Source organism: Nocardiopsis sp. ATB16-24 (genome assembly GCF_030271535.1).
Taxonomy (GTDB): Bacteria; Actinomycetota; Actinomycetes; order Streptosporangiales; family Streptosporangiaceae; genus Nocardiopsis.
In genome coordinates, this window is the sequence record NZ_JASCXJ010000024.1 from 31702 (window position 1) to 53957 (window position 22256).

Genomic DNA, 22256 nt, shown 5'->3' on the forward strand with positions numbered 1-22256 from the left:
TCTGGTTACTCCACGTCCTTGTCGGGGGTGCTGGTGCCCGGGTCCCCGCTCTGGTCGTCGTCAAGGGTCTCATCGCGTTCGGGGCTGAGCCAGCGCCGCATGACGTCGAGCAGGTGGTCCAGGTCGACCGGCTTGGTCACGTAGTCCGAGGCGCCCGCCGCGAGACTACGTTCACGATCGCCCTGCATCGCCTTGGCGGTGAGCGAGATGATCGGCAGATCGGCGAACTGTGGCATCTCCCGGATGCGCTGGGTGGTCTGGTTGCCGTCGAGCTCGGGCATCATCACGTCCATCAGGACGAGTGAGATGTCCTCGTTGGCCTCCAACTTGGCGATTCCGGCGTGGCCGTTGTCGGCGTAGAGGACCTCCAGCCCCTGGGCCTCCAGGGCGCTGGTGAGCGCGAAGACGTTGCGCACGTCGTCGTCGACGATGAGGACGCGCTGACCGTTCAGGACGGCTCTGCGCTCGGGGTCGGTGCGCGCCTCCGGTTCGGGTGTCTCCTCCCTCGGTTCCCCCACGCTCTCCCTTCCCACCATGGGGGACTCGGGAACCTTGAGCACGGGGACGGTCGGCAGCGGCTCCTCGGAGAGGTCGGTGAGCGCGGCCACGGCGGCGTCGAAGTCCTCGTCGGGGATGGAGTAGCCGTCGTCGATCATGGAGGACCCGAACAATCCGGTGTCCGCGCCGCGGTCGGTCTCCAACGCGGGCACGGCGCCCATACCGCCGAGGGCCCGGACGTCCTCGGCGCGTTCGCCCGCGTCCTCGGGCAGGCGCACCGGAAGCAGCAGCGTGAAGGTGGAGCCCCGGTTGGGCACGCTCTGCACGCGGATCTCGCCGCCCAACAGACGGGCGAAGTTACGGCTGATGGACAGTCCGAGGCCGGTGCCTCCGAAGCGGCGGGAGGTACCGCCGTCTCCTTGGTGGAAGGCCTCGAAGATGACCTGGAGTTTGTCCTCGGCGATACCGATGCCCGTGTCGGCGACGCTGAAGGCGATGACCTCCTCGTTCTCCGCGAACATCTCCAGGTCGGTGTCCTCCAGGGCCCAGGCGGGCTCGATGATGAGCCTCACCTCTCCCTGCGAGGTGAACTTGAGCGCGTTGGAGAGCAGGTTGCGCAGGATCTGCTGGAGGCGCTGTTCATCGGTCCACAGTGTGCTGGGAATGTCCGGTGAGACGTCCACCGCGAACGCCAGGCCCTGGTCCACGGTGACCGGCCGGAAGGTGGCCTCGACGTAGTCGACCAGCTGGGCGATGGACACGTCGCTGGGTTGGACCTCGGCGCGTCCGGCCTCGACCTTGGACAGGTCGAGGATCTCGTCGATCAGCAACAGCAGGTCGCTACCGGCCTTGTGGATGGTCTGGGCGAACTCCACCTGCTTCGTGGACAGGTTCTGCTCGGCGTTGTCGGCGAGCAGGCGGGCCAGGATCAGCAGGCTGTTGAGCGGCGTACGCAGTTCGTGCGACATGTTCGCCAGGAACTCCGACTTGTACTTGGAGGAGACCTGGAGCTGGTGGGCGCGCTCCTCCAAGGCGTTCCTGGAGCGCTGGATCTGCTGGTTCTGGAGCTCGATGGCCCGGTTCTGGTTGGCGAGCTGGGTCGCCTTCTGGCGCAGCTCGGCGTTCTTCCCGCGCAGCTCCTCCTGCTGGCGCTGGAGCTCGTTGGACCTCTCCCTGAGCTGGCTGGTGAGCTGCTGGGACTGTTCGAGCAGGTCCTCGGTGCGGTTGTTGGCCAGGATGGTGTTGATCGTGGTGCCGAGCAGGTTCACCAGTTGCCGCAGGAAGCTCTTGTGGATCTCGCGGAACTCGTCGTAGGAGGCGAACTCGATGGCGCCCAACGAACGTTCCTCGGAGACGATCGGCAGGATGTACAGGTTGCGCGGCGGGGCCTCTCCCAGGGCCGAACCGACCTTGACGTAGCCGGCCGGAATGTTGGAGACCTCCTGCTCCACCTGCTGGGCCAGGGCCTCACCGACCAGACCGACGCCGCTGCGGACCCGCCGGCGGGCGTCTTCGGGGTCGAAACCGAAGCCCGCGTAGAACAGGAAGTTCTCCTGGTCGTCCTGGTCCTCGGGCAGGTAGCAGACACCGTGTTGGGCCCCGATGAGCGGGGTCACCTCGGTCATGATCAGGCGTGCCAGCTCCCGGAGGTCGCGGTGACCCTGGATGCGACCGGAGATGCGGGCCAGGTTGGATTTGAGCCAGTCCGCGTCACGCTGGGTTGCGGTGGTCTCGCGCAGGTTGGAGACCATCAGGTTGATGTTGTGCTTGAGCTGCTCCATCTCACCGCGGGCGTCGACCTGGATGTTGCGTGTCAGGTCGCCCTTGGCGACAGCGTTGGCGACCTCGGCGATCGCCCGCACCTGGGTGGTGAGGTTGCCGGCCAGACCGTTGACGCTGTCGGTGAGCTGCTTCCACGTGCCGGTCACGCCCTCGACCTTGGCCTGACCGCCCAGCTGGCCCTGGCTGCCCACCTCGTGGGCCACACGCGTGACCTCAGTGGCGAAGTCCGAGAGCTGGTCGACCATCGTGTTGACCGTCGTCTTGAGTTCGAGGATCTCCCCTTGGGCGTTGACGTCGATCTTCTTGGTCAGGTCGCCCGCGGCGACGGCCGTGGTCACCTGGGAGATGTTGCGGACCTGGGTGGTGAGGTTGTGCGACATCGAGTTGACGTTCTCGGTCAGGTCCTTCCAGATGCCCGACACGCCCTTGACGTCGGCCCGACCGCCCAGCTTGCCCTCCGTACCGACCTCACGGGCCACCCGTGTGACCTCGTCGGCGAACGCGGACAACTGGTCCACCATGACGTTGATGGTGTCCTTCAGTTCCAGGATCTCGCCCTTGGCGTTGACCGTGACCTTCTTGGTCAGGTCGCCCGCGGCCACCGCCCGCGTGACCATGGAGATCTGCCGCACCTGGTAGGTCAGGTTGTTGGCCATGGAGTTGACGTTGTCGGTCAGGTCCTTCCACACCCCCGACACGTCGCGGACGTGGGCCTGTCCGGCCAGCTTGCCCTCGGTGCCCACCTCGCGGGCCACCCGTGTCACCTCTCCGGCGAAGGAGTCCAGCTGGTCCACCATCTTGTTGATGGTGTCCTTCAGGTCGAGCATCTCGCCCTGGGCGTCCACGGTGATCTTCTTGGTGAGGTCACCGGTGGCGACCGCCGTCGTGACCTGGGAGATGTTGCGGACCTGGTACGTGAGGCTGTTGGCCATGGAGTTGACGTTGTCGGTCAGGTCCTTCCAGATGCCCGACACGCCCTTGACGTTGGCCCGACCGCCGAGCTTGCCCTCGGTGCCCACCTCGCGCGCCACGCGCGTGACCTCGTCGGCGAAGGAGTCCAGCTGGTCGACCATGGTGTTCACGGTGTTCTTCAGGGCCAACATCTCGCCCTGCACGTCCACCTGGACCTTCTGTGTGAGGTCGCCCCTGGCCACGGCGGTCGTCACCTGGGAGATGTCGCGCACCTGGTTGGTGAGGTTGTCCGCCATGGAGTTGACGTTCTCGGTCAGGTCCTTCCAGATGCCCTCGACACCGCGGACGTTGGCCCGGCCGCCCAACTTGCCCTCGGTGCCCACCTCGCGGGCCACCCGCGTGACCTCGTCGGCGAAGGTGGACAACTGGTCCACCATCGTGTTGACGGTGTCCTTGAGCTCGTGCATCTCGCCCTGCACGTCCACCGTGATCTTGCGGCTCAGGTCGCCTCGGGCGACCGCTGTGGTCACCTCGGAGATGTCGCGCATCTGGTCGGTGAGACGGGAGGACATCTGGTTGACCGACTCGGTGACCTCACGCCAGGCGCCGGAGACCCCCTCGACCCTGGCGGTACCGCCGAGCTTGCCCTCGGTGCCCACCTCGCGGGCCACCCGCGTGACCTCGTCGGCGAAGCCGCTCATCTGGTCGGCCATCCGGTTGACGGTGGTGGCCAGGCGCAGCAGGTCCCCCTTGAGCTCGCCCCTGCGCCCCTCCATGGAGGCGCGTCGGTTGAGCCGTCCCTCGGCGACCGAGTCCAGGACCCGGGCGACGTCGGTGACGGGTTCGGCGACCTCGTCGAGCAGGACGTTGAGCGCGTGGGCGCTCTCGCCCCAGGCTCCGCGAGCGGGGTTGACGTTGACGCGCTCGTTGAGCCTGCCCTCGTTACGGACGACGTCGCCCACACGCTTGAGTTCGTCGCTGAGCTGCTCGCTGTGGTCGAGCACCTCGTTGAAGACCGAGGCGATCTCCCGGATGGTTCCGTTCCCGCGTTTTCTGAGGCGGACGCTGAAATCGCCGTCGCGCATGCGGTACAGGGCACGCAGAATCTCGTCCAGTTGGTCGTCAGCCACCGATTCCTTGGCCGCCTCGGACATCGAACCCCTCCTCAGCCTGCTCCGCCACCTCGGTCTCTCCGTCCGGGTGCGCGGCCGGACGGTTCGGCCGCCGTGGGACGGCGGACACGAACGTGCGCACGGGACAGCGGGCACGCGGTGATCGCCACGTACCCTTGGTGACACCCGTCACGCTACCTGCGCGAAGTACCACCCGAAAGAAGCGGATGTGTCGGTGACTCACACTAACCGGCCGAGCCGAGCCGCACAGGAGGGTCGGCCATGTCATCCCCTCGCTCTTCCGGACCCTCCATGGTCGCACACGCGTGCTCGGGTCCACCGGCGTCCGCGGAACACGCGTCCGGTGGTCGGCCGGGGTCGCGGCCATCACTCCGCCACCGGCACGGGGCGCCCTCGGCCACGGCACGCGTATCGTGGCACCGACCCCCGTTTTCCGCGCACGTAACCAGTGACGAAGGACACCGACGTTGTGCCAGCACAAAACGCGTTGAAGGTCGCTCGACGAGAGTTCCCTCCCGCCCCCGAGACCGCGGCGGCGGCCCGCGACTTCGTTCACGGCACCCTCCTGGCATGGGAGGCGTCCGGCCCCATCGACGATGTGATCCTGCTGGTCAGCGAACTGGCGACCAACGCGGTCATCCACGCCAGGTCCGCCCTGGAGGTGACGGTGCGTCGGGACAGGACGTCGACCGAGGTGACGGTGACCGACTCGGCCCCCGAACGCGCGGTTCCGCAGGCGGGACCGCTCTCGGTGGACGCCTCGGCCGTCTCTGGGAACGAGCGCGGTGGCGGCCTGGGGCTGGCCCTGGCCTCGGCGATCGCGTCGAGCTGGGGTGTGAGTTACGGGCGTGGTGACAAGGCCGTGTGGTTCCGGATCGAGGACACCCCGGAGAAACATCCGTCTCTGGAGGCCCCACCACTGCGTAAAGGCCTCTCTCGCCCCTCCCGTCCCACACCGTGGGCGCCCCTGGACGCGGCGCTGAGCTCGCGGCTGCGGTTGCCGCAGCTGCTGGAGCGTACCGTGGAGTACGCGGCCTCGGCCCTGGGCGGGGACGCCGCCTACATCACCCTGGCGACGTCGGACGAGACCATGTGGGAGGTGCGCGCCGCCGTGGGGCTGACCCGGGGCGGGGCTCCGTGGCGTTCGTTGCGGGTGCGCACCGAGGAGATCTTCCCGTCGGCGGCGCCCGAGCCCATCGCGGTGATCAACGACGACCTGATGATCGCCCGCACGGGCCGGGGGCGTCTGTCACGCGCCGGCATGCGTTCGCTGGTGACGGCTCCGCTGATCGTGGACGGGCGGGTCACCGGCCTGCTGGGAGTGGCCTCGAAGCGGGCTCGGCACTTCGGTCCCTCGGCCGCCAAACGGCTCCAGGAGGGCGCGGACCTGATCGCGCTGCCGGTGGAACGGTCCCGCCTGGCCGAGGTGGAGCTGAGCAGGCGTGCCTCGTTGAGCTTCCTGGCCGAGGCCAGCGACCTGCTCGCGGGCACGCTGGACGAGCGGATGACGGGCGCCCTGGCGGCGCAGCTGATCACCTCCAGGCTGGGACGGTGGTGCGCGATCGAGACCATCAACGAGATGGGCGTGTCCCGGCTGACGCACGTGGTGCACGGCGACGAGAACTACAACGACATCCTGCGGGCGCTGCTGACCGGGCTGCCTCCGCACGAACAGCGCGAGCCCCAACCGCTGTGGTCCCCGGCGGAGCTGGCCAAGGAGGGACTGGACGAGCAGCTGGTCCGTGACCTGGCGAGCGGTCCGGCCATCTGCATCCCGTTGGTGGCCCACGGGCGCACGCTGGGCCGGATGACGATCGGCAAGAACGAGACGGACGACTTCACCCGCGAGGAGGTGGACGTCGCCGACGACCTGAGCCGCCGGGTGGCCTCGGCGATGGAGAACGCGCGACTGCACGAGAAGCAGGCCGCGATGAGCCAGGCGCTGCAACGCAGCCTCCTTCCCGCGAAGGAGAAGGAGCCGGTGATCCCGAACGTGGACCACGCGGTGTTCTACCGCCCGGCCGACGAACGCAACGTGGTCGGCGGAGACTTCTACGACGTGTTCGCGGCGAGCGGCCGGTGGTGCTTCGCGATCGGCGACGTGTGCGGAACCGGCCCGGAGGCGGCGGCCGTGACCGGGTTGGCACGGCACACCCTGCGTGCTCTGGCCAAGGAGGGGTTCACTCCGTCGCACATCATGCAGCGGTTGAACATGGCGATCCTGGACGAGAACACCTCGACCAGGTTCCTGACGATGCTGTACGGAGAGATGACTCCGGCCACGGACGGTGGAGGAGGGATGCGACTGCGGATGGTCTCCGCCGGGCATCCCCTGCCGCTACGGCTGAACCAGAAGGGCGAGGTGGCGCAGTTCGGGGCCTCCCAGCCCCTGCTCGGCGCCTTCGAGGACGTGGAGTTCACGACCGAGAACGTGGACATCCGGCCCGGGGAGGTGGTGTTGGCGGTGACCGACGGGGTGACCGAGCGACGCAACAACACCGACATGCTCGGCGACGAGGGGCTGGAGCGGATCTTCTCCGGCTGTGCCGGGCTGACCGCCCAGGCGGTGATCAGCCGTATCGACAGGGAGCTGGAGGAGTACGCCCCGGGCGGACGCGGCGACGACACCGCGATGCTGGTGCTGCGCTTCCTCTAGGTCGTCGGAGCGTGCTCTTGGGGGCTCCGAGCCTTCCGACCTTCGCCGACCGGGGCCCTTCCGGGTTCAGAGCCAGCCCATGTCCTGGGCGGTGCGGATGGCGGACATACGGTTGTCGGCACCGATCTTGCCGATGGCGTTGGAGAGGTAGTTGCGCACGGTCCCCTCCGTCAAGTGGAGAGTGGCGGCGATCCTGGCGACGGTGGCCCCGTCGGAGGCGATGCGCAGGACCTCCGTCTCGCGGTCGGTGAGGGGGCTCTCGCCTCCGATCATGGCCGCGGCGGCGAGGTCGGTGTCGATGTAACGCCCGCCTTCGTGAACGCGGCGGATGGCACCGGAGAGCTGGTCGACGGGGGCGTCCTTGGCCAGGAAACCGCGTGCACCGGAGGCGAGCGCGCGACGCAGGTAACCGGGGCGACCGAAACTCGTGAGGATGACGACACCGCAGTCGGGGACCTCCCGCTTCAGTCGTGCGGCGACCTCCAGGCCGGTGGCGCCGGGCATCTCGATGTCCAGCACCGCGACGGCGGCGCCGTGCCCGATGACGGCGTCGACCACCTGGTCACCGCGACCGACCTCCGCGACGACCTCCAGGTCCTCCTCCAGGCCGAGCAGAGCGGCGATGGCGCCACGGACGAGATGTTGGTCATCGGCCAGCACGATCTTGATCAAGGACGACTCTTCTCCGGTGTCTCGCTTTGACTTCGGCACGGTATCGTTTCGGACATTGTGGTGCACAAGGCGCAACAGCATTCGGGGGCACTCGGTCGTTCCGGGACTCGAAACCCTGGTACATCGGGCTCTCACCCTGTTCTAACCCGTGCGCCGCATGATGGAGCACATCACTGAACATCGTCCCGCCAGTCGGAGGATGCGTTGAACACCAACGAACCGAACGCAGGTAACGAGTCCGGGAACGAGCGTCCCGAGGACCGGACCGCAGACCGACCGGTGGACACCCCCGACGCGCAGAACGCCGAACAAGGCCCCACGGACTCCGGCCCCCACTTCTCACCGCCCCGACACCCGCCGCGCTGGGCCACCGGTCCCAACGCCCCCGAGCGGGCCTCCTACACCTTCCCTCCCTCCGAGGCGGGCTACGGCCCCCCGCACGGAGGGCAGGGCTCCTCCCCCGGGGGAGAGCGGTTCGCCGACCAGGGCGGCCCTCCGCACGGGGCGGGAGCCCCCGGCCGACCCCCTCAGGGCGGGCAGCCGTACGGCGGTGGATTCGGACCGGGAGACCCCGGCGGACAGTTCCCGTTCTCCGGTCCGCCCCCCGGCCCGGAGAAGAAGGGCGGCTCCGGCAAGATCGTGACCGTGGCCGCGATCACCGCCCTGATCACGAGTCTGATCGTGGGACCCGTGGCGGCGCTGGGGGCCGACTACCTGTTCCCCCACGGGCTGGGCGGCCCGGTCAGCTCGCTCGGTGAGGCCCCGGAGGGGACCGAGACCGAGGGGGCCGTGGGCGAGGTCGCCGAGACCGTCCTGCCGAGCGTGGTGTCCATCCAGACCGCGAGCGGTGGCGGCAGCGGTGTGATCATCTCCTCCGACGGCCAGATCCTGACCAACGCGCACGTGGTGAACGCGGCCCAGAACGGTCCGTTGGAGGTGCTGTTCAACGACGGCAGCTCCGCCCGTGCCGAGGTCCTGGGCTCGGACCCGGTCTCCGACATCGCCGTGATCCAGGCCGAGGGCCGAGCCGATCTCGAACCCGCCAGGCTCGGTGACTCGGAGAAGATCGGGGTGGGTGCCGAGGTCGTGGCGATCGGCTCTCCCCTGGGCCTGAGCGGCACGGTGACCACGGGCGTGGTCAGCGCGCTGAACCGGCCGGTGAACACCGGGACGACCGGGCAGACCTCCACGGTGATCAACGCGATCCAGACGGACGCGGCGATCAACCCGGGCAACTCCGGCGGTCCGCTGGTGAACATGAACGGCGAGGTCGTCGGAATAAACACCGCGATCGCCGGTATCTCGCAGGACAGCGGTTCGGTGGGGCTGGGCTTCGCCATCCCGATCAACCAGGTCCGCCCGACCGCGGAGCAGCTGATCGAGCACGGCAGCGCCAGCTATCCGGCGATCGAGGCGACCATCACCGACTCGCGCGAGGGCGGCGCGGAGATCGTGGAGGTGACCGACGGAGGGGCGGCGGACGAGGCGGGGCTCCGTCCCGGTGACGTGCTGGTGTCCGTGAACGACGAGTCGGTGTCCACACCGGACGAGCTGATCGCGAAGATCCGGACCCACCAGCCCGGTGACGAGATACGGCTCGGGGTGCGCTCCGGCGGAGGCTCCGAGGAGCAGGTGACGGTCACGCTCGGGGAGCAGAGCGCCACGTCGGCCCAGGACGAGGCCGAGGAGGACTGAGCGGTCCCGGGCGGGCCGGCCGTCGCGATCACGTCCGGTCGGCCGGCCCGCCGGGACCGGTCTCGTCGGAGGGTGTGAGCAACGGCAGGCGGATGCCGATCACGGCACCGCCGCCCTCCCTGTTGCGGGCGAGGACCTCGCCCCCGTGGGCGTGCACGATCTCTTTGACCATGGACAACCCGAGCCCGGATCCGGGGAGTCCGCGGGCGGAGGCGGACCGGTAGAAACGCTCGAAGACGTGGTCGAGTTCGGCCGGATCGATGCCGGGCCCGCGGTCCAGGACCTCCACCACACCCTCGCGCACACGGATCTCGATGGGCGCGGTGCCCTCGGGGTCGAACTTGGCGGAGTTCTCGACCGGGTTGGCCACGGCGCGCTCCACGGCCCCGGGGCGTCCCCACACGACGCTGTCGTCGGCGTCCACGACGATGTCGCGACCGGTGCGGCGCCGGGTGCGCACGGCGACCCTCTCCGCCACCTCGGCGAGGGAGAGGGCGCTCATCGGCTCGTCCTCGTGGTCCCCGGTGGCCAGGCCGACCAACTCGTTGACGAGTGCGGTCAGCTCACGGGTCTCGCTGCGCAGGTCCTCGATGAGGTCCTCCCGTGCCTGCGGACTGAGCCGGTCCACCCTGTCGAGCACCTGGACGTTGGTGTACAGACTGGTCAACGGAGTGCGGAGTTCGTGTGCCGCGTCCTGGACGAGGCGGCGTTGCTCCTCCTTGGAACGGGCCAGACGGGCGAGCATGGCGTTGAAGGCACTGCTGAGCCGGCCGACCTCGTCGCGTCCGGCCTCCTCCCGGCCCTCTCCCCCGCCTCCCGGATCGACCGGGTCGAGCCGACCGGTGGAGCTGACGTACTCGGCGGCGTCGGTGAGGCGCACCAGACGGCTGGTGGTCCGCTGTCCCACCAGCCGGCCCACGGCGGCGGCGCACAGGGCGACGAGCAGGCCCGCCCACAGGATCTGGGTGGCGAGTCGATCGAGCATCGACTCGGTGGGCGACAGCGCCTGGAGGAGTTGGAGGGCCCCCGAGCCGTCACCGATCGACACCGTGGCCAGCCGGTACCCCTGGCCGTGGATCTCCTGCTCGCGCATCTCGACGAGCCCGGGAGCGTCCTCCGCCGCGATCTGCATGTCCCGCTCCGACGGGGGGAAGAGGATGACGTCGGCCGGATCGGTGACGGTGACCGTCCTGCTGCCGTCCGCTCCGAGGAACTGCAACTGGATGTTGTGTCCGGACAGGAAGAGCCCCTGCCCGGGGGAGGAGGCGCCTCCACGTCCGTGGAGGGTGACGAGCTCGTCGGAGAGGTCGGTGACGGTCTTTTCGAACTCGCTCTCGACGTCGGCACGGATGAGCCCGGCGGCGGTGGTGTAGGCGAGGGTCCCGACCAGGGCGATGACGATGGCGGCGACCAACGCGAAGATCACCGCGAAACGTGTGCCCAGACGCCAGTCCCGCGCCCTCGGCGGTACACGCCGCCACCAGGTTCCGGTGCGGTGGTCCGCTCTCACGAGGTCCGGCCCCGCGGGCGGAGCGTGTAGCCGACCCCGCGCACGGTCTGGATCAGCGGCGGGTCCCCGTCCCCCAGCTTCCGTCGCAGGTAACTGATGTAGACGGCGAGGTTCTTGGATTCGGGACCGAAGTCGTAGCCCCAGATGCGGTCGTAGATGGTGGAGTGGTCCAGGACGATCCCGGTGTTGCGGATCAGGAGTTCGAGCAGGTCGAACTCGGTCTTGGACAGTTCGATCTCGCGCTCGCCGCGCCAGACGCGACGCGCGCGCGGGTCCAGGCGCAGGTCCCCCGCCCTCAGAGGGCCCTCGTCCGCGGCCTCACCGGAGACCGGTGCGGCGCGGCGCAACAGGGCGCGCAACCGGGCCAGGAGTTCCTCCAGTTCGAAGGGTTTGGCCAGGTAGTCGTCGGCGCCGGCGTCGAGTCCCGCCACACGGTCGGGTGTCTCCACGCGAGCGGTGAGCATGAGGATGGGGGTGCGGTCGCCTTCCGCGCGCAGCACCTTGGCCACGCCGAGCCCGTCCACTCCCGGCATCATCACGTCGAGGATGAGCAGGTCGACGGGTTCGGCGTGGACCGCGGCCAGCGCCTGGACCCCGTCCGGCACCGTCCGCACCTCATAGCCCTCCAGGTGGAGCGCGCGTTCCAGTGAGTTCCTGATCGCGCGGTCGTCGTCGGCGATCAGGACCGTGGCGGTGGCTTCCATGGCGCTCATCGTTCCGTATCGGGGTGAGAGCTCGGTAAGAGCCCGGTGCCTCGCGTGTCGACTCCGCACCGGTCATGTCCCGGGTTCGAACCTCCGGGTGCGCACGAGGCCCGCCGCGCGCCCCTTGCCCGCGATCACGAGCGCCATCTTGCGCGAGGCCTCGTCGAGCATCTCCTCACCGAGCATGACGGCGCCCCGGCGGTCCACGGTGGTGGCGTGCTCGTAGGCGTCCAGGATCAGTTCGGCGTGGTCGTAGTCCTCCTGGTCGGGCGCGAACACCTCGTTGGCGGCCTCCACCTGGAGAGGGTGCAGGACCCACTTGCCGTCGAAGCCCAGTGCGGCCGAGCGCGCGGCGGAGCGGCGGAAGGCCTCCACGTCGCGGATCTGTAGATAGGGGCCGTCGATGGCCTGGAGTCCGTTGGCCCGGGCGGCCATGAGGATACGCATGAGCACGTAGTGGTAGGCGTCCCCGACGTCGTAGCCGGGCGGTTGTTCGCCGACGACCAGGCTCTTCATGTTGAGGGAGGCCATGAAGTCGGCCGGTCCGTAGACGAGGGCCTCCAGACGGGGTGAGGCCGCGGCGATCGCGTCGACCTCGACCAGGCCGCGGGCGTCCTCGATCTGCGCCTCGATGCCGATCCGACCGACCTCCAGGCCGACGGCGCGTTCGATCTGGGTGAGGAGGGTGTCGAGCCACTGGACGTCGCGGGGTCCGGTGACCTTGGGCAGGACCAACGCGTCGAGTTCGGCTCCGGCCCCTTCGACGACGGTGATGACGTCCCGGTAGGCCCACGCGGTGGTGACGTCGTTCACGCGGACCGTGCGGACCCTGCCGTCCCAGCCTCCCTCGTTGAGGGCGTGGACGACGGTGTCGCGGGCGGTCTCCTTCTCCAGGGGAGCGACCGCGTCCTCCAGGTCGAGGAAGAAGGCGTCGGTGTCCAGACTCCGCGCCTTCTCGACGAACCTCGGGTTGGACGCCGGGACGGCGAGGACCGATCGCCGCGATCTGAGTGTGCCCATGGTCATGTGCTCCGTTCGACCGTGCCTGTGGGTTGCACATCATCGCACCGTGCGGTGCGTACGCTGAGGGGTGGCCCCGCCCCGCCCTCAGGAGGAAGCACCTCATGTCCACCACCTCGTACCCCACCAGCGCCCACTGGGGCAGCTACAGCGTGGTCGTCGACGACGGGCGTGTGGTGGGGGTGCGGCCGGATCCGGACGACCCGGCGCCCTCCCCCCTGATCGACAACACACCAGTGGCCCAGCACCACGTGTCACGGGTGGCGCGCCCGGCGGTACGACGGCGATGGCTGGAGAACGGGCCCGGGCCGGATCCGCGCCGGGGCGAGCCCGACGACGACTACGTCGAGGTGGAGTGGTCCCGGGTGCTGGACCTGCTCGCGGGCGAGTTGGACCGGGTCCGTGGCGAACACGGCAACGAGGCGATCTTCGGCGGGTCCTACGGGTGGGGCAGCGCGGGCCGGATCCACCACGCGCAGAGTCAGTTGCACCGTTTCCTCAACACCATCGGCGGCTACACGAGTTCGCGCACCACCTACAGCCACGGCGCGGTGGAGGTGCTCTTCCCCCACCTCCTCGGCGCCCCGGGGACCAGCCGGCTTCTTCACCGGGCACCCGCCTGGACACAGATCCGCCGGCACACCGAACTGTTGGTGACCTTCGGCGGGCTGCGGGTGTCCAACACCTGGATCGCCGCGGGCGGCCGGACGGCGCAGACCGCGGGGCCACAGATGCACGCGGCCTCGGAGGCCGGTGTGGAGTTCGTGTCCCTGTCTCCGCTGCGCGACGACGTTCCGGAGGGGGTGAAGTCCGAGTGGTTGTCGTTGGTCCCGGGGACCGACACCGCGGTGATGCTGGCGTTGATGCACGTCCTTTTCACCGAGGGGCTGGCCGACACGGACTTCCTGGACCGGTACACGGTGGGCGCCGACGTGGTGCGCGCCTACGTGCTGGGAGAGCGTGACGAGCGCGGGGGACCGCGAGGGACGGAGCGCACCCCCGAGTGGGCGGAGCGGATCAGCGGGGTCCCCGCCGGGGAACTGCGAGCGCTGGCCCGGCGCATGGCCCGCGGCCGCACCCTGGTCAACGTGGGCTGGTCGGTACAGCGCGCCCGTTACGGCGAGCAGCCGCTGTGGGCGGGTCTGGCGCTGGCCTGCTGTCTGGGGCAGGTGGGGCTGCCCGGTGGCGGGTTCGCGTCGGGATACGGGTCGATGGGCAACTACGGCGGCGGTGCCACCCCGGTGGGGCTGCCGCGGATGCCGCAGGGCGCCAACCCGGTGGACGCGTTCATCCCGGTGGCCAAGATCGCCGACATGCTGTTGAACCCGGGAGGCCGCTACGACTACGACGGCGAGGAGCGCCGTTATCCGGACATCCGGCTCGTGTACTGGGCCGGCGGCAACCCGTTCCACCACCACCAGGACCTGGCGCGGCTGTCGCGGGCCTTCGGTCGGCCCGAGACCGTGGTGGTGCACGAGACCCACTGGACGGCGACGGCGCGCCACGCCGACATCGTCATCCCGGCGACGACCGTGCTGGAGCGCGACGACCTGACCGGAAGCCGCGGCGACCTGGCGTTGCGGGCGATGCGGCGAGCGGTGGAGCCGCACGGCCAGGCGCGCGACGAGTACGACACCTACGCCGACCTGGCCGAACGTATGGGGGTGCGCGAGAAGTTCACCGAGGGACGCACCAGCGGCGAGTGGATGCGCCTGGCCTACGGACGCTGGCGTTCCCTGGCCGCACGGCACGGACTGGACGTCCCGGATTTCGACGAGTTCTGGGAGCGCGGCCGGGTGGACATGCCAGGGCGGGTGGAGGACGAGGCGCTTTTGGCCGAGTTCCGCGCCGACCCGGAGGCGCATGCGCTGCGTACGCCCAGCGGTCGCATCGAACTGTTCTCGGAGACGATCGCCTCGTTCGGCTACCAGGACTGCCCCGGCCACCCGGTGTGGTCGCCCGGTCCGGTGCTGTCCGACGACGAGGACCACCCGCTGGTGCTCGTGGCCAACCAACCACGCGGGAGCATGCACAGCCAACAGGAGATGGGAGCCCACAGCATGGCGCAGAAGGTCGCCGGGCGGTCTCCGTTGAGGATGCACCCCACCGACGCGCGGGCCCTCGGGGTGGCCGACGGGGACGTGGTGCGGGTGTCGAGCCCCCGGGGCTCGTGCCTGGCGGGCCTGGTGGTGAGCGACGCCCTGCGCCCGGGTGTGGTGCAGTTGTCGACGGGGGCCTGGTACGACCCCTCCGCGCCGGGGGTGACGTGCGCGCACGGGAACCCGAACGTCCTGACGGAGGACGTGGGCACGTCCTCGCTGAGCCAGGGATGCACGGGTCAGCTCGTACGGGTGCGCGTGGAACCGTTCCGGGGCGAGGTGCCGCCGGTGCGCGCGTTCGCACCACCGAGGGGGACCACCCCGGCGTGAGCCCGGCGGGGAACGCCCGACCGCCTCCGGCCGTGCGCCGTCGTCTCAGCGGGTCAGAAGACGGTCCACCCGGCGGGGCAGCGTCGCTCCCACCAGGCCGAGGATCGCGTATCCCACCTGACCGGGGGCGAGCATCCCCAGGATCGCACCGGTGTTGGCGGTGGGCGCGCGCAGGAACTCGCGCATGCGCGGGTGGGCGTGCGGTACGCCGTTGCCCGACAGCAGCAGGGTGAGCACCGCGGTCAGGGCCATGGCCGCCCAGAACGTCTCCACGGAGGTCAGACCGCCGAGCCAACCCTGGACCCGGTCCAGAGCCACGTAGGCGTAGGCGGATTCCCCCGTCGTCACGGTGGCGGGAACGGAGAACGCGGGGAGCATCGCGGCGGCGCCCATGGCACCCATGGCCGCCATGGCCCCGGTGACCCCGCCGGTGGCGGCCAGCCCCAGCCGCCCGGCCAGGTCACGGGCCTGTCGGGTGAGCTCCTCCTGAGAGGGGTGGTGGCGCCAGGGCCGTCCGGCCGACCGTGCCTCGCCCATGGCGTTGGCCCTGCGCCGACGCAGGAACCGCCAGGTGTCGCAGAGCACCCCGGGCCCGCGTCGCGCGGCGATGGTGGCGACGGCGAGTTCGTGGACGATCATGGACAGGGTGGTGGCCAGGGTGACCGGCAGATCCACCCAGGACAGCGCCGTCCTGCGGAACAACGGTGCGATGTCGGCGGGCACCCGGACGCGCATGGCCACGGAACGCCCCCTGGCCCGGCGACGCAGGCGCACCAACGGGGGTCGTCCGGGCAGTGGAGGCGTGGACTCGGCCGCGGTCGCGATCATCCGGTAGTCCATCGCGACCGCGCACACCAGCGACAGCACCAACAGCCAAGGGGTGAGGACCCCACCACCGAGGAGACCGTGCACCAGCTCCGAGGCGGGGTGGAGTTCGGCGCCGGCCAGCCTCGCGTTGAGGTTCAGATGCTCCAGGACCGCCAGGAGCATCGCGCTCGGGGGCAGCAGCCACAACCATCTTCCGTGGTGACGGCCCACGATCGCCAGCCCGAGGGCGGCGCCGACCAGCCCCGTGGTGACGGCGTGACCGGAGAAGACCGCCAGCACGTCGCCCGCCGGATCGGTGACGGTGGTCCCGCCCGGCAGGAACAGGCCCGTGTCGGCGGAGAGGTCGGGACCACCGAGGGACACCTCGGTGAACAGGCGTTCGGCGAGTTGGAACCCGGCTCCGGAGGCGGCGGCCAGCAACAGGAAGTCCACGGCGGCCAGGCGGCGCAGCCTCCGGCGGGCCACCAGGGGCAGGAGCAGCAGCGGGAGCAGTTTGCCCGGCTCCTCCACGAACACCGCGACGTAGGTGTAGCCGAGCACGCTGTAGGGGTCGACGTCGAGAAGCCGGGCCACGGCCGCCTCGGCGAGGGCGAGGGGCCACACCAGCAGCGCGCCGACCGCGGCCACGCGCAGGAGGGTGGCGAAGGAGACGGTGCGGGAGCGCGCCGGCCAGGCCAGTTGGAACAACAGCACGAAGGCGGCGATCAGGGCGGACGGTACGACGCCCAGACCGGGGACGAGCAGAGGGGCGACGAGCAGTGCCGCCACCATGAGCCATCCCCAGGCTCCGCGCATGGCGCGCAGGAAGCGGATCGTGCGCGCGGAGCGCTCACGGGCACGGTCCACTCCACGCGACAGACGTTCGACCAGGTCGGGCCCCGGGCCACGGGGAGCGCGGGCGTGGCGGGCGCCGGTCTCGGCACAGCGGTAGAGCTGGGCCGCGCGGGTGAGCACGGCCCCGCCCTCGGCGCGGGCGCGCGCGCCGAAGTGGGCACGGGCCTGGGGGATGTCCGCGCCGACGAGTTCGCGGACGAAGTCGGCGGGACCGGCGGCGACGGTGAGTTCGTCGGCGGTGACCAGGACCGCCGCGGAGAAGTCCTCGACGCAGACCAGGAAGTCGGTGGGCGTGGGCCCCCATCCGCGGATGAGGTCGATGAGCGTGTCGGTGTCGAGCGGGACTTCGGTGACGGGAGCGTAGGAGAACTCGGCCCTGGTCCGGCAGACCAGGAGCCGGTCGACGCCCATGGCCCGCCCCGCGGCGACGATCGCGCGGATGAGGTTGCGGTCGCGCGGCACGAGGAAGGGGGTGGTGACCTTGCCGTCGATCCTGATCCAGTGGGGATCGAACTCGGTCGCTCCGGCACAGACGCGCAGCACGAGGTCCCGTGCGAGCATGGCCTGTTCTTCCATGGGGTTTCCTCGTGCCTTGCGGGGGGCGAACACGTGAGGCCGTCTCGTCGCCTCCGGACGGTCCGGCCCCGACCGAGCATAACGGTGGCACCCTCACTCGGACGAGGGCGCGGCCCCGGAGGCTTCCGCCGTCTCCCTGGAGGGGCGGGGACCGGCGCCGAAGGCGTCGGCGCACAGCTGCGCGAAGTGCCGGACGCCGGGAAGGTCGAGGGCCCACCCGGCGAAGGCCCACCCCAGGTGAAGGTGTTCGAGTGCCCTGGCCAGCGCGGACACCCCGCTCCAGCGTGACCCGTCGGGGGTCTGGTAGGTCAGGCGGTACAGCACCTCGGGATGTTCGGCGGCGGGTTCGAGTTCCAGTGCCACGGGCGAGCGGGCGGCCAACCAGCGGCCCAGCCCTCGACACATGTCACAGTCCGCCGCGACGTAGAGCAGGCCCGGTGTGCGGCCGTGCCACGGACGCCACCGCGGCAGCCACGACCGCACACCCGACCGGTAGGTCTCCCAGTCCCGCCCGAAGGTCTCGCGCAACCGCCCGGTCTCGTGCCATCCGGCGAACCCGACACCGTAGACGAAGGAGACCACAGCGCCGATCAGCAGCCACGGGTCGCCCGTCACCAGGGACAGGAGCGGGTAGGCCACGGCGAGGGTGGCCTGCATCGGGTTCCGTAGATAGGCGTAGGGGCCGCTGGTGACCAGTCGTGGCCGACGCCAACTCGGCGCTGGTCTTCTACCACTTCGGCGGAGTCGACCAGTTGTTGCTGGCCGCGTTGGACCGCTCCGGTTCCGAACGCATGGCCATGTACCGCGAGGTCGCCGCTCGGGCGAACACCCTGGAGGAACTGGTGGAGGCGGCCATGCACATCTACCGGACCGACCTGGAGCGCGGCTACATCACCGAGTTCTCCGAGCTGGTGGCCGCCGCCGTCACCAAACCGGAGCTGCGCCGGGAGATCCGGGCCCGTTCCGAACCCTGGATCGCGTTCATCGAACAGGAGTGGAACCGGGTGCTGGCCGGTTCCGCTCTGGGAAGGCTGCTTCCCGCCCGCGAGGTGGCCTACGGCGCGATCACGTTCTACCTCGGCGTGAACCTGTTCTCGGTGTTGGACGAGGACCACTCGCGTACCGAGGCGGTCTTCGACCTCGCCGCGGGGCTGGCGCCCCGGGCCCGACTGCTCACACTGCGCCTCCCCCGCCGGGACCGCGACGTAGGCTCGCCTCCGGACGAGAAAGAGGAAGGCGCATGAGCGGCGGTATCACGGTGACACCCGGGATCGAGTTCCCGGACACCTCCGACGGACGGACCCACGTGGCGGGCGCGGCCATCGCGGACGACCGGGGCAGGATCTTCGCGCAGCGCCGGTCCGCCACGCGCAAGGTGTTCCCCTACTGCTGGGACATCGTCAGCGGACACGTCGAGCGAGGGGAGGACATGCTCGACACCCTGGCCCGCGAGGTGGAGGAGGAGACCGGATGGCGGTTGACCACCGTGCTCGCGGAGCTGTTCCGGATCGCCTGGGACCCCGGTGACGGCCTCACCAGACACGAGGTGGACTACCTGGTACGGGTGGAGGGCGACCTGGACGCCCCTCGTCTGGAACCGGGCAGGCACACCGAGTTCATGTGGGTGGACGACTCCCTGGTGCACCGACTGCGCGACCCTCGCGACCCGGCCGACTACTTCGTCACCGACATCGTGCGACGGGGCCTGGACGCGGTGCGCGTCCACTGAGTCCGCGCCGGACGCCAGGGAGCTCCTTTCGGCGGTGACGCCCTCACCCCGCTCGGCGGACCTCCTCGACCGCCAGCGACAGAGCGTCCATGAGGTCGGAGGCCCCGATCGGCGCGCCGTCCCGGGCCAACACGGCGGCGCGCCCGTGCAGATAGGCCCCGCACATCGCGGCCTCCCGTGCGGGCACCCCGGAGGACAGCAGCGCGCCGATCGCACCGGACAGCACGTCACCGGTTCCGGCCGTGGCCAGCAGCGGCGTACCCGTCGGATTGGCCACCACCGGAGCACCGGGGTGCGCGATCAGCGTGGTCGAGCCCTTGAGCAGTACCGTGCATCCGAAATGGTCACGCGCTCGGGTGACGTGCTCCAGACGCCGCGCCTCGACCTCCCCGCGGTCCACACCCAGCAGTCGGGCCAACTCCCCCGCGTGCGGTGTCAGCAGGGTGTGCGCGGTCCGCTCTCGGAGCAGTTCGACCGAACGCCCCTCCTCGTCCCCCGCGAGCAGGGTGAGTCCGTCCGCGTCGACGAGCACGGGCAGGTCGCTGTCCAGGACCGCGCGGAGTTCGTCGGCGTTGGCCGGGTACGTGCCGCGTCCGGAGCCGATGACGACGGCCGAGGCGCGTGCGGGCGAAAGGTCGGTGCTGCTCTGTGGATCAAGGAGACTCGCGACGGTCTCCGGCCAGCGGGAGAGCACCTGGTCGACGACGGCGGCCCCGCCCCCGTAGCGGACCATGCCGACCCCGGTCCGCAGCGCCCCACCGACGCACAGGACCGCGGCCCCCCGGTACCGGTCCGACCCGGCCCGCACGTCCAGCACGCCCCGCCGGTACTTGTCGGTCTCGGCGTCGGGGACGGGCAGGAGCGAGGCGATGTCCACAGCCTGTGGACGGACCAGGGCCGGTCCGGGAAGTTCGGGGGCCAGTCCGATGTCCACGAAGCGAATCCGGCCCGCGTGTTCGGCGCCCGGGTCGACGAACAGGCCCGGCTTGTGCGTACCGAAGGTGACGGTGACATCGGCCCGGACCGCGTGACCGGGGACCTCTCCGGTGTCGGCGTCCACCCCGCTGGGCAGGTCGACCGAGACCACGGGAGCGGGCGCGTTCGCCGCGAGCAGGGCCAGGGTGGAGTGCGGCTTGCGCAGTCCTCCGCACCCTCCGATGCCGACGAGTCCGTCGACGATGAGGTCGGCGTCGAACAGGTCGGTCTCGTCGACCTCGGCGTCACTGAACCACCAGGCCCGCCCACCCGCGGCGCGCAGAGCGGCGATACCGTCCTGGTGGGCTCCCCTTCCCGCGAGCAGGGCGTGCACGGTGGCCCCTCGGGTCGCGAGGTCCGCACCCGCGTAGAGTGCGTCGCCCCCGTTGTCGCCGCCGCCGACCATGAGCAGGATCCGCGCCCCGTAGACCCGGGGCAGGAGCCGGGCGCACTCGACGGCGAGCCCCGTCGCGGCCCTGCGCATGAGGGCTCCGTCGGGCAGACGTGCCATGAGCACCTGCTCGGCTTCGCGTACGACGCTGACGGTGTGTGCGGAGCGCACCGGTCACCTCCCGGGAGTCGGTCACCCCCATCGTGCCGCAGCCTCGACGGCGCGATGCCCCTGCGCCACACGGTGAGCCCGTGACCAGAGAAAATCACTTCGCGCCATCGAACCACTACCCTTCGCAGTGTCGGCTTGACACAATGGAGGCATGCCTCGACCGAGCAAATACGTCTCTCGGTCCGACCTCGGGTGGGGCTCCTCACCCGCGGACGCGGCCGACCCTCGTTCCGGACTGGTCATCCATTACGACAGCGTCGATCAGGGGCTCGCCGGCAAGGAGCACTCGGCCTGCCTCTCCTACTGGCGCGACACCCACGCGTTCCACACCGGCCCCAGCCGTGGTTGGGTGGACATCGGATATTCCTTTATGTCCTGTTCTCACGGATATGTCATAGAAGGTCGGGGTCTGCGAAGAACCCAGGCCGCGCAGCCGGGCGGCAACTCCTCCCATTACTCGGTGACCCTGGCCACCGGGCCCTCGGACCCGATCACCCCCGAACAGATCAACGCGGTCCGCGCGCTGCGCCAATGGTTGATGGAGCCCGACACCTCCATCGCCGGAACGGTACTCGGCCACCGCGACTTCGTCTCCACGTCATGCCCCGGCGACAGGGCCTACGCCCTCGTCCGCGACGGCACGTTCGCACAGCCCCCCGGCCCGGTCACGGAGGTACACGACATGCTCGGACTACGCATCGGCAGCACGGGGGAGGCGGTCAAGCTCCTCCAACTCAGGGTCACGCGGGCGGGCTTCGGCGACGCCCTGGGCGAGAGCGGCGTGGACTCCGAGTACGGTCCCGCCACCGCCGAGGCCGTGCGGCTGTGCCGGGAGTACGTCGGAAGTCGGGCACTACCCGGCTACGGTGACAAGATGACCGCCCACGCGGTCGACCAGGTGGAAGCCGCCGTCACCAAGCGCGCCTTGGAGGGGGCCGTGGGGGACGCCGGCCAGAACGCCCCCGACGACCCGTCCCGGTCCTGAGTCGCGGGCCCGGGCCCCGGCCGCGGGCGTCCCGCGACCGGGGCCCGTTGAGTCCCGGTCGGCCCGGGAACCTCAACCGACCGGGACGACGATCGGATCCCCCACGCCGAAGATCGGCTCGTACCGCAACTCGGTGACCGAGACCTCGCCCACCACGGCGATCTGGCCGGAGGTGCTGTCGCCGGGGGCGAGGTCGCCGGTGGCGAAATGGGTGATGTCGGCGAAGATCGCCTCGCCCCAGTCGTTGCGCTCGGTCCCGTCGGAGAGCACCGTCGTGAAGTACATCGGGTTGACGTCGAAGGGCTCGTCGCCGTTGTTGGTGATCTCCACGTCCACCACCGTGTAGACGGTGTCGTCGATGACGTCGCCCGTGGTGCCCGACTGGGTGGCGGTCATGCTGACGCCCTGTTCTTCGGCCGCGGGCTCCTCCTCGTCCTCCGTCACCTCCTCCTGCGCGCTCTCCTCCACCGTCGTGGGGGCGGAGGAGGCGGCATCATCGTCGGCGGACAGGAAGGCCGCGAACACGATGACGGCGACCACGAGGAGGATGACGCCGAAGCACGCGCCGACGCCGAGGACGACCTTGGCGAAGGTGGACATGCCCTTCTTCGGCGGCGGGCCGTACGGGAAGCCCCCGCCGGGGGGACCCGGGGGCGTTCCGTGGGGAGGCTGTCCACCGTACGGGGGCCGTCCGTCATGAGGCCCTCCATACGGAGGAGGACCTCCGTGGGGAGGGTGACCGCCGGGCGGAGGTCC

At 70.3% G+C, this 22256-nt stretch carries 14 protein-coding genes and 1 pseudogene; 6 read left to right on the forward strand and 9 right to left on the reverse strand.

Annotation, left to right across the window (positions count from 1 at the left end):
• Positions 1 to 5: 5 nt before the first annotated feature.
• A complete protein-coding gene (locus tag PFX91_RS20810; RefSeq protein WP_285734410.1) occupies positions 6 to 4346 on the reverse strand; it encodes a HAMP domain-containing protein in 4341 nt (1446 codons plus the stop codon).
• Between the two features lie 466 nt (positions 4347 to 4812).
• Here PFX91_RS20810 and PFX91_RS20815 point away from each other — a divergent pair, with 466 nt between their 5' ends.
• A complete protein-coding gene (locus PFX91_RS20815) occupies positions 4813 to 6981 on the forward strand; it encodes a SpoIIE family protein phosphatase (protein ID WP_285734524.1) in 2169 nt (722 codons plus the stop codon).
• Positions 6982 to 7047: 66 nt separating this feature from the next.
• On the opposite strand, the gene PFX91_RS20820 is transcribed toward PFX91_RS20815, so the two are convergent.
• Positions 7048 to 7653, reverse strand: coding sequence for a response regulator transcription factor (locus tag PFX91_RS20820; RefSeq protein ID WP_285734411.1), 606 nt, complete (start codon positions 7651 to 7653; stop codon positions 7048 to 7050).
• A gap of 204 nt (positions 7654 to 7857) precedes the next feature.
• On the opposite strand from PFX91_RS20820, the gene PFX91_RS20825 reads away from it, so the two are divergent.
• Positions 7858 to 9348: a S1C family serine protease gene (locus tag PFX91_RS20825; protein ID WP_285734413.1), complete on the forward strand. Its 1491-nt coding sequence runs from the start codon at positions 7858 to 7860 to the stop codon at positions 9346 to 9348.
• Positions 9349 to 9376: 28 nt separating this feature from the next.
• Here PFX91_RS20825 and PFX91_RS20830 read toward each other — a convergent pair whose 3' ends face one another.
• From PFX91_RS20830 to PFX91_RS20840, 3 genes are all read right to left on the reverse strand, one after another.
• Positions 9377 to 10858 (reverse strand): sensor histidine kinase, encoded by a 1482-nt coding sequence (locus PFX91_RS20830; protein WP_285734414.1) that lies wholly within the window; start codon positions 10856 to 10858, stop codon positions 9377 to 9379.
• Complete coding sequence (locus PFX91_RS20835; RefSeq protein WP_285734525.1) at positions 10855 to 11562, reverse strand: response regulator transcription factor; 708 nt, start codon at positions 11560 to 11562, stop codon at positions 10855 to 10857. The genes PFX91_RS20830 and PFX91_RS20835 overlap by 4 nt, the downstream gene beginning before the upstream one ends.
• A 72-nt stretch (positions 11563 to 11634) precedes the next feature.
• Positions 11635 to 12582, reverse strand: coding sequence for an HpcH/HpaI aldolase/citrate lyase family protein (locus tag PFX91_RS20840; protein WP_285734416.1), 948 nt, complete (start codon positions 12580 to 12582; stop codon positions 11635 to 11637).
• A gap of 104 nt (positions 12583 to 12686) precedes the next feature.
• Here PFX91_RS20840 and PFX91_RS20845 point away from each other — a divergent pair, with 104 nt between their 5' ends.
• The gene (locus tag PFX91_RS20845) at positions 12687 to 15011 is read left to right on the forward strand and encodes a molybdopterin-dependent oxidoreductase (protein WP_285734418.1); all 2325 of its coding nucleotides are present in this window, start codon (positions 12687 to 12689) and stop codon (positions 15009 to 15011) included.
• Positions 15012 to 15056: 45 nt separating this feature from the next.
• Here the strand turns inward: PFX91_RS20845 and PFX91_RS20850 are convergent, their stop codons facing one another.
• Both PFX91_RS20850 and PFX91_RS20855 read right to left on the reverse strand, forming a co-directional pair.
• Positions 15057 to 17249, reverse strand: coding sequence for a PrsW family intramembrane metalloprotease (locus tag PFX91_RS20850; RefSeq protein WP_285734419.1), 2193 nt, complete (start codon positions 17247 to 17249; stop codon positions 15057 to 15059).
• Between the two features lie 93 nt (positions 17250 to 17342).
• Positions 17343 to 17972: pseudogene (locus PFX91_RS20855) on the reverse strand (methyltransferase family protein); the annotation flags it as partial.
• On the opposite strand from PFX91_RS20855, the gene PFX91_RS20860 reads away from it, so the two are divergent.
• A complete protein-coding gene (locus tag PFX91_RS20860) occupies positions 17948 to 18493 on the forward strand; it encodes a TetR/AcrR family transcriptional regulator (RefSeq protein WP_285734421.1) in 546 nt (181 codons plus the stop codon). The pseudogene PFX91_RS20855 and the gene PFX91_RS20860 overlap by 25 nt on opposite strands.
• On the forward strand, positions 18490 to 18978 hold the full coding sequence (locus PFX91_RS20865; protein ID WP_285734423.1) for an NUDIX hydrolase: 489 nt from the start codon (positions 18490 to 18492) through the stop codon (positions 18976 to 18978). Before PFX91_RS20860 ends, PFX91_RS20865 begins: the two co-directional genes overlap by 4 nt.
• Before the next feature lie 43 nt (positions 18979 to 19021).
• Here PFX91_RS20865 and PFX91_RS20870 read toward each other — a convergent pair whose 3' ends face one another.
• The gene (locus PFX91_RS20870; protein WP_285734425.1) at positions 19022 to 20515 is read right to left on the reverse strand and encodes an NAD(P)H-hydrate dehydratase; all 1494 of its coding nucleotides are present in this window, start codon (positions 20513 to 20515) and stop codon (positions 19022 to 19024) included.
• Positions 20516 to 20666: 151 nt separating this feature from the next.
• On the opposite strand from PFX91_RS20870, the gene PFX91_RS20875 reads away from it, so the two are divergent.
• Positions 20667 to 21500, forward strand: coding sequence for a peptidoglycan recognition protein family protein (locus PFX91_RS20875; protein ID WP_285734427.1), 834 nt, complete (start codon positions 20667 to 20669; stop codon positions 21498 to 21500).
• Positions 21501 to 21572: 72 nt separating this feature from the next.
• Here PFX91_RS20875 and PFX91_RS20880 read toward each other — a convergent pair whose 3' ends face one another.
• Positions 21573 to 22100, reverse strand: a complete 528-nt coding sequence (locus PFX91_RS20880) for a DUF4352 domain-containing protein (protein ID WP_285734428.1) — start codon at positions 22098 to 22100, stop codon at positions 21573 to 21575.
• Positions 22101 to 22256: the final 156 nt, after the last annotated feature.

Bases quoted from the DNA above. Each gene is read 5' to 3' on its own strand.
- PFX91_RS20875 (WP_285734427.1), top strand. From the start codon at position 20,667: ATGCCTCGACCGAGCAAATACGTCTCTCGGTCCGACCTCGGGTGGGGC.
- PFX91_RS20840 (WP_285734416.1), bottom strand. From the start codon at position 12,582: ATGGGCACACTCAGATCGCGGCGATCGGTCCTCGCCGTCCCGGCGTCC.
- PFX91_RS20845 (WP_285734418.1), top strand. From the start codon at position 12,687: ATGTCCACCACCTCGTACCCCACCAGCGCCCACTGGGGCAGCTACAGC.
- PFX91_RS20850 (WP_285734419.1), bottom strand. From the start codon at position 17,249: ATGGAAGAACAGGCCATGCTCGCACGGGACCTCGTGCTGCGCGTCTGT.
- PFX91_RS20880 (WP_285734428.1), bottom strand. From the start codon at position 22,100: ATGTCCACCTTCGCCAAGGTCGTCCTCGGCGTCGGCGCGTGCTTCGGC.
- PFX91_RS20865 (WP_285734423.1), top strand. From the start codon at position 18,490: ATGAGCGGCGGTATCACGGTGACACCCGGGATCGAGTTCCCGGACACC.
- PFX91_RS20810 (WP_285734410.1), bottom strand. From the start codon at position 4,346: ATGTCCGAGGCGGCCAAGGAATCGGTGGCTGACGACCAACTGGACGAG.
- PFX91_RS20835 (WP_285734525.1), bottom strand. From the start codon at position 11,562: ATGGAAGCCACCGCCACGGTCCTGATCGCCGACGACGACCGCGCGATC.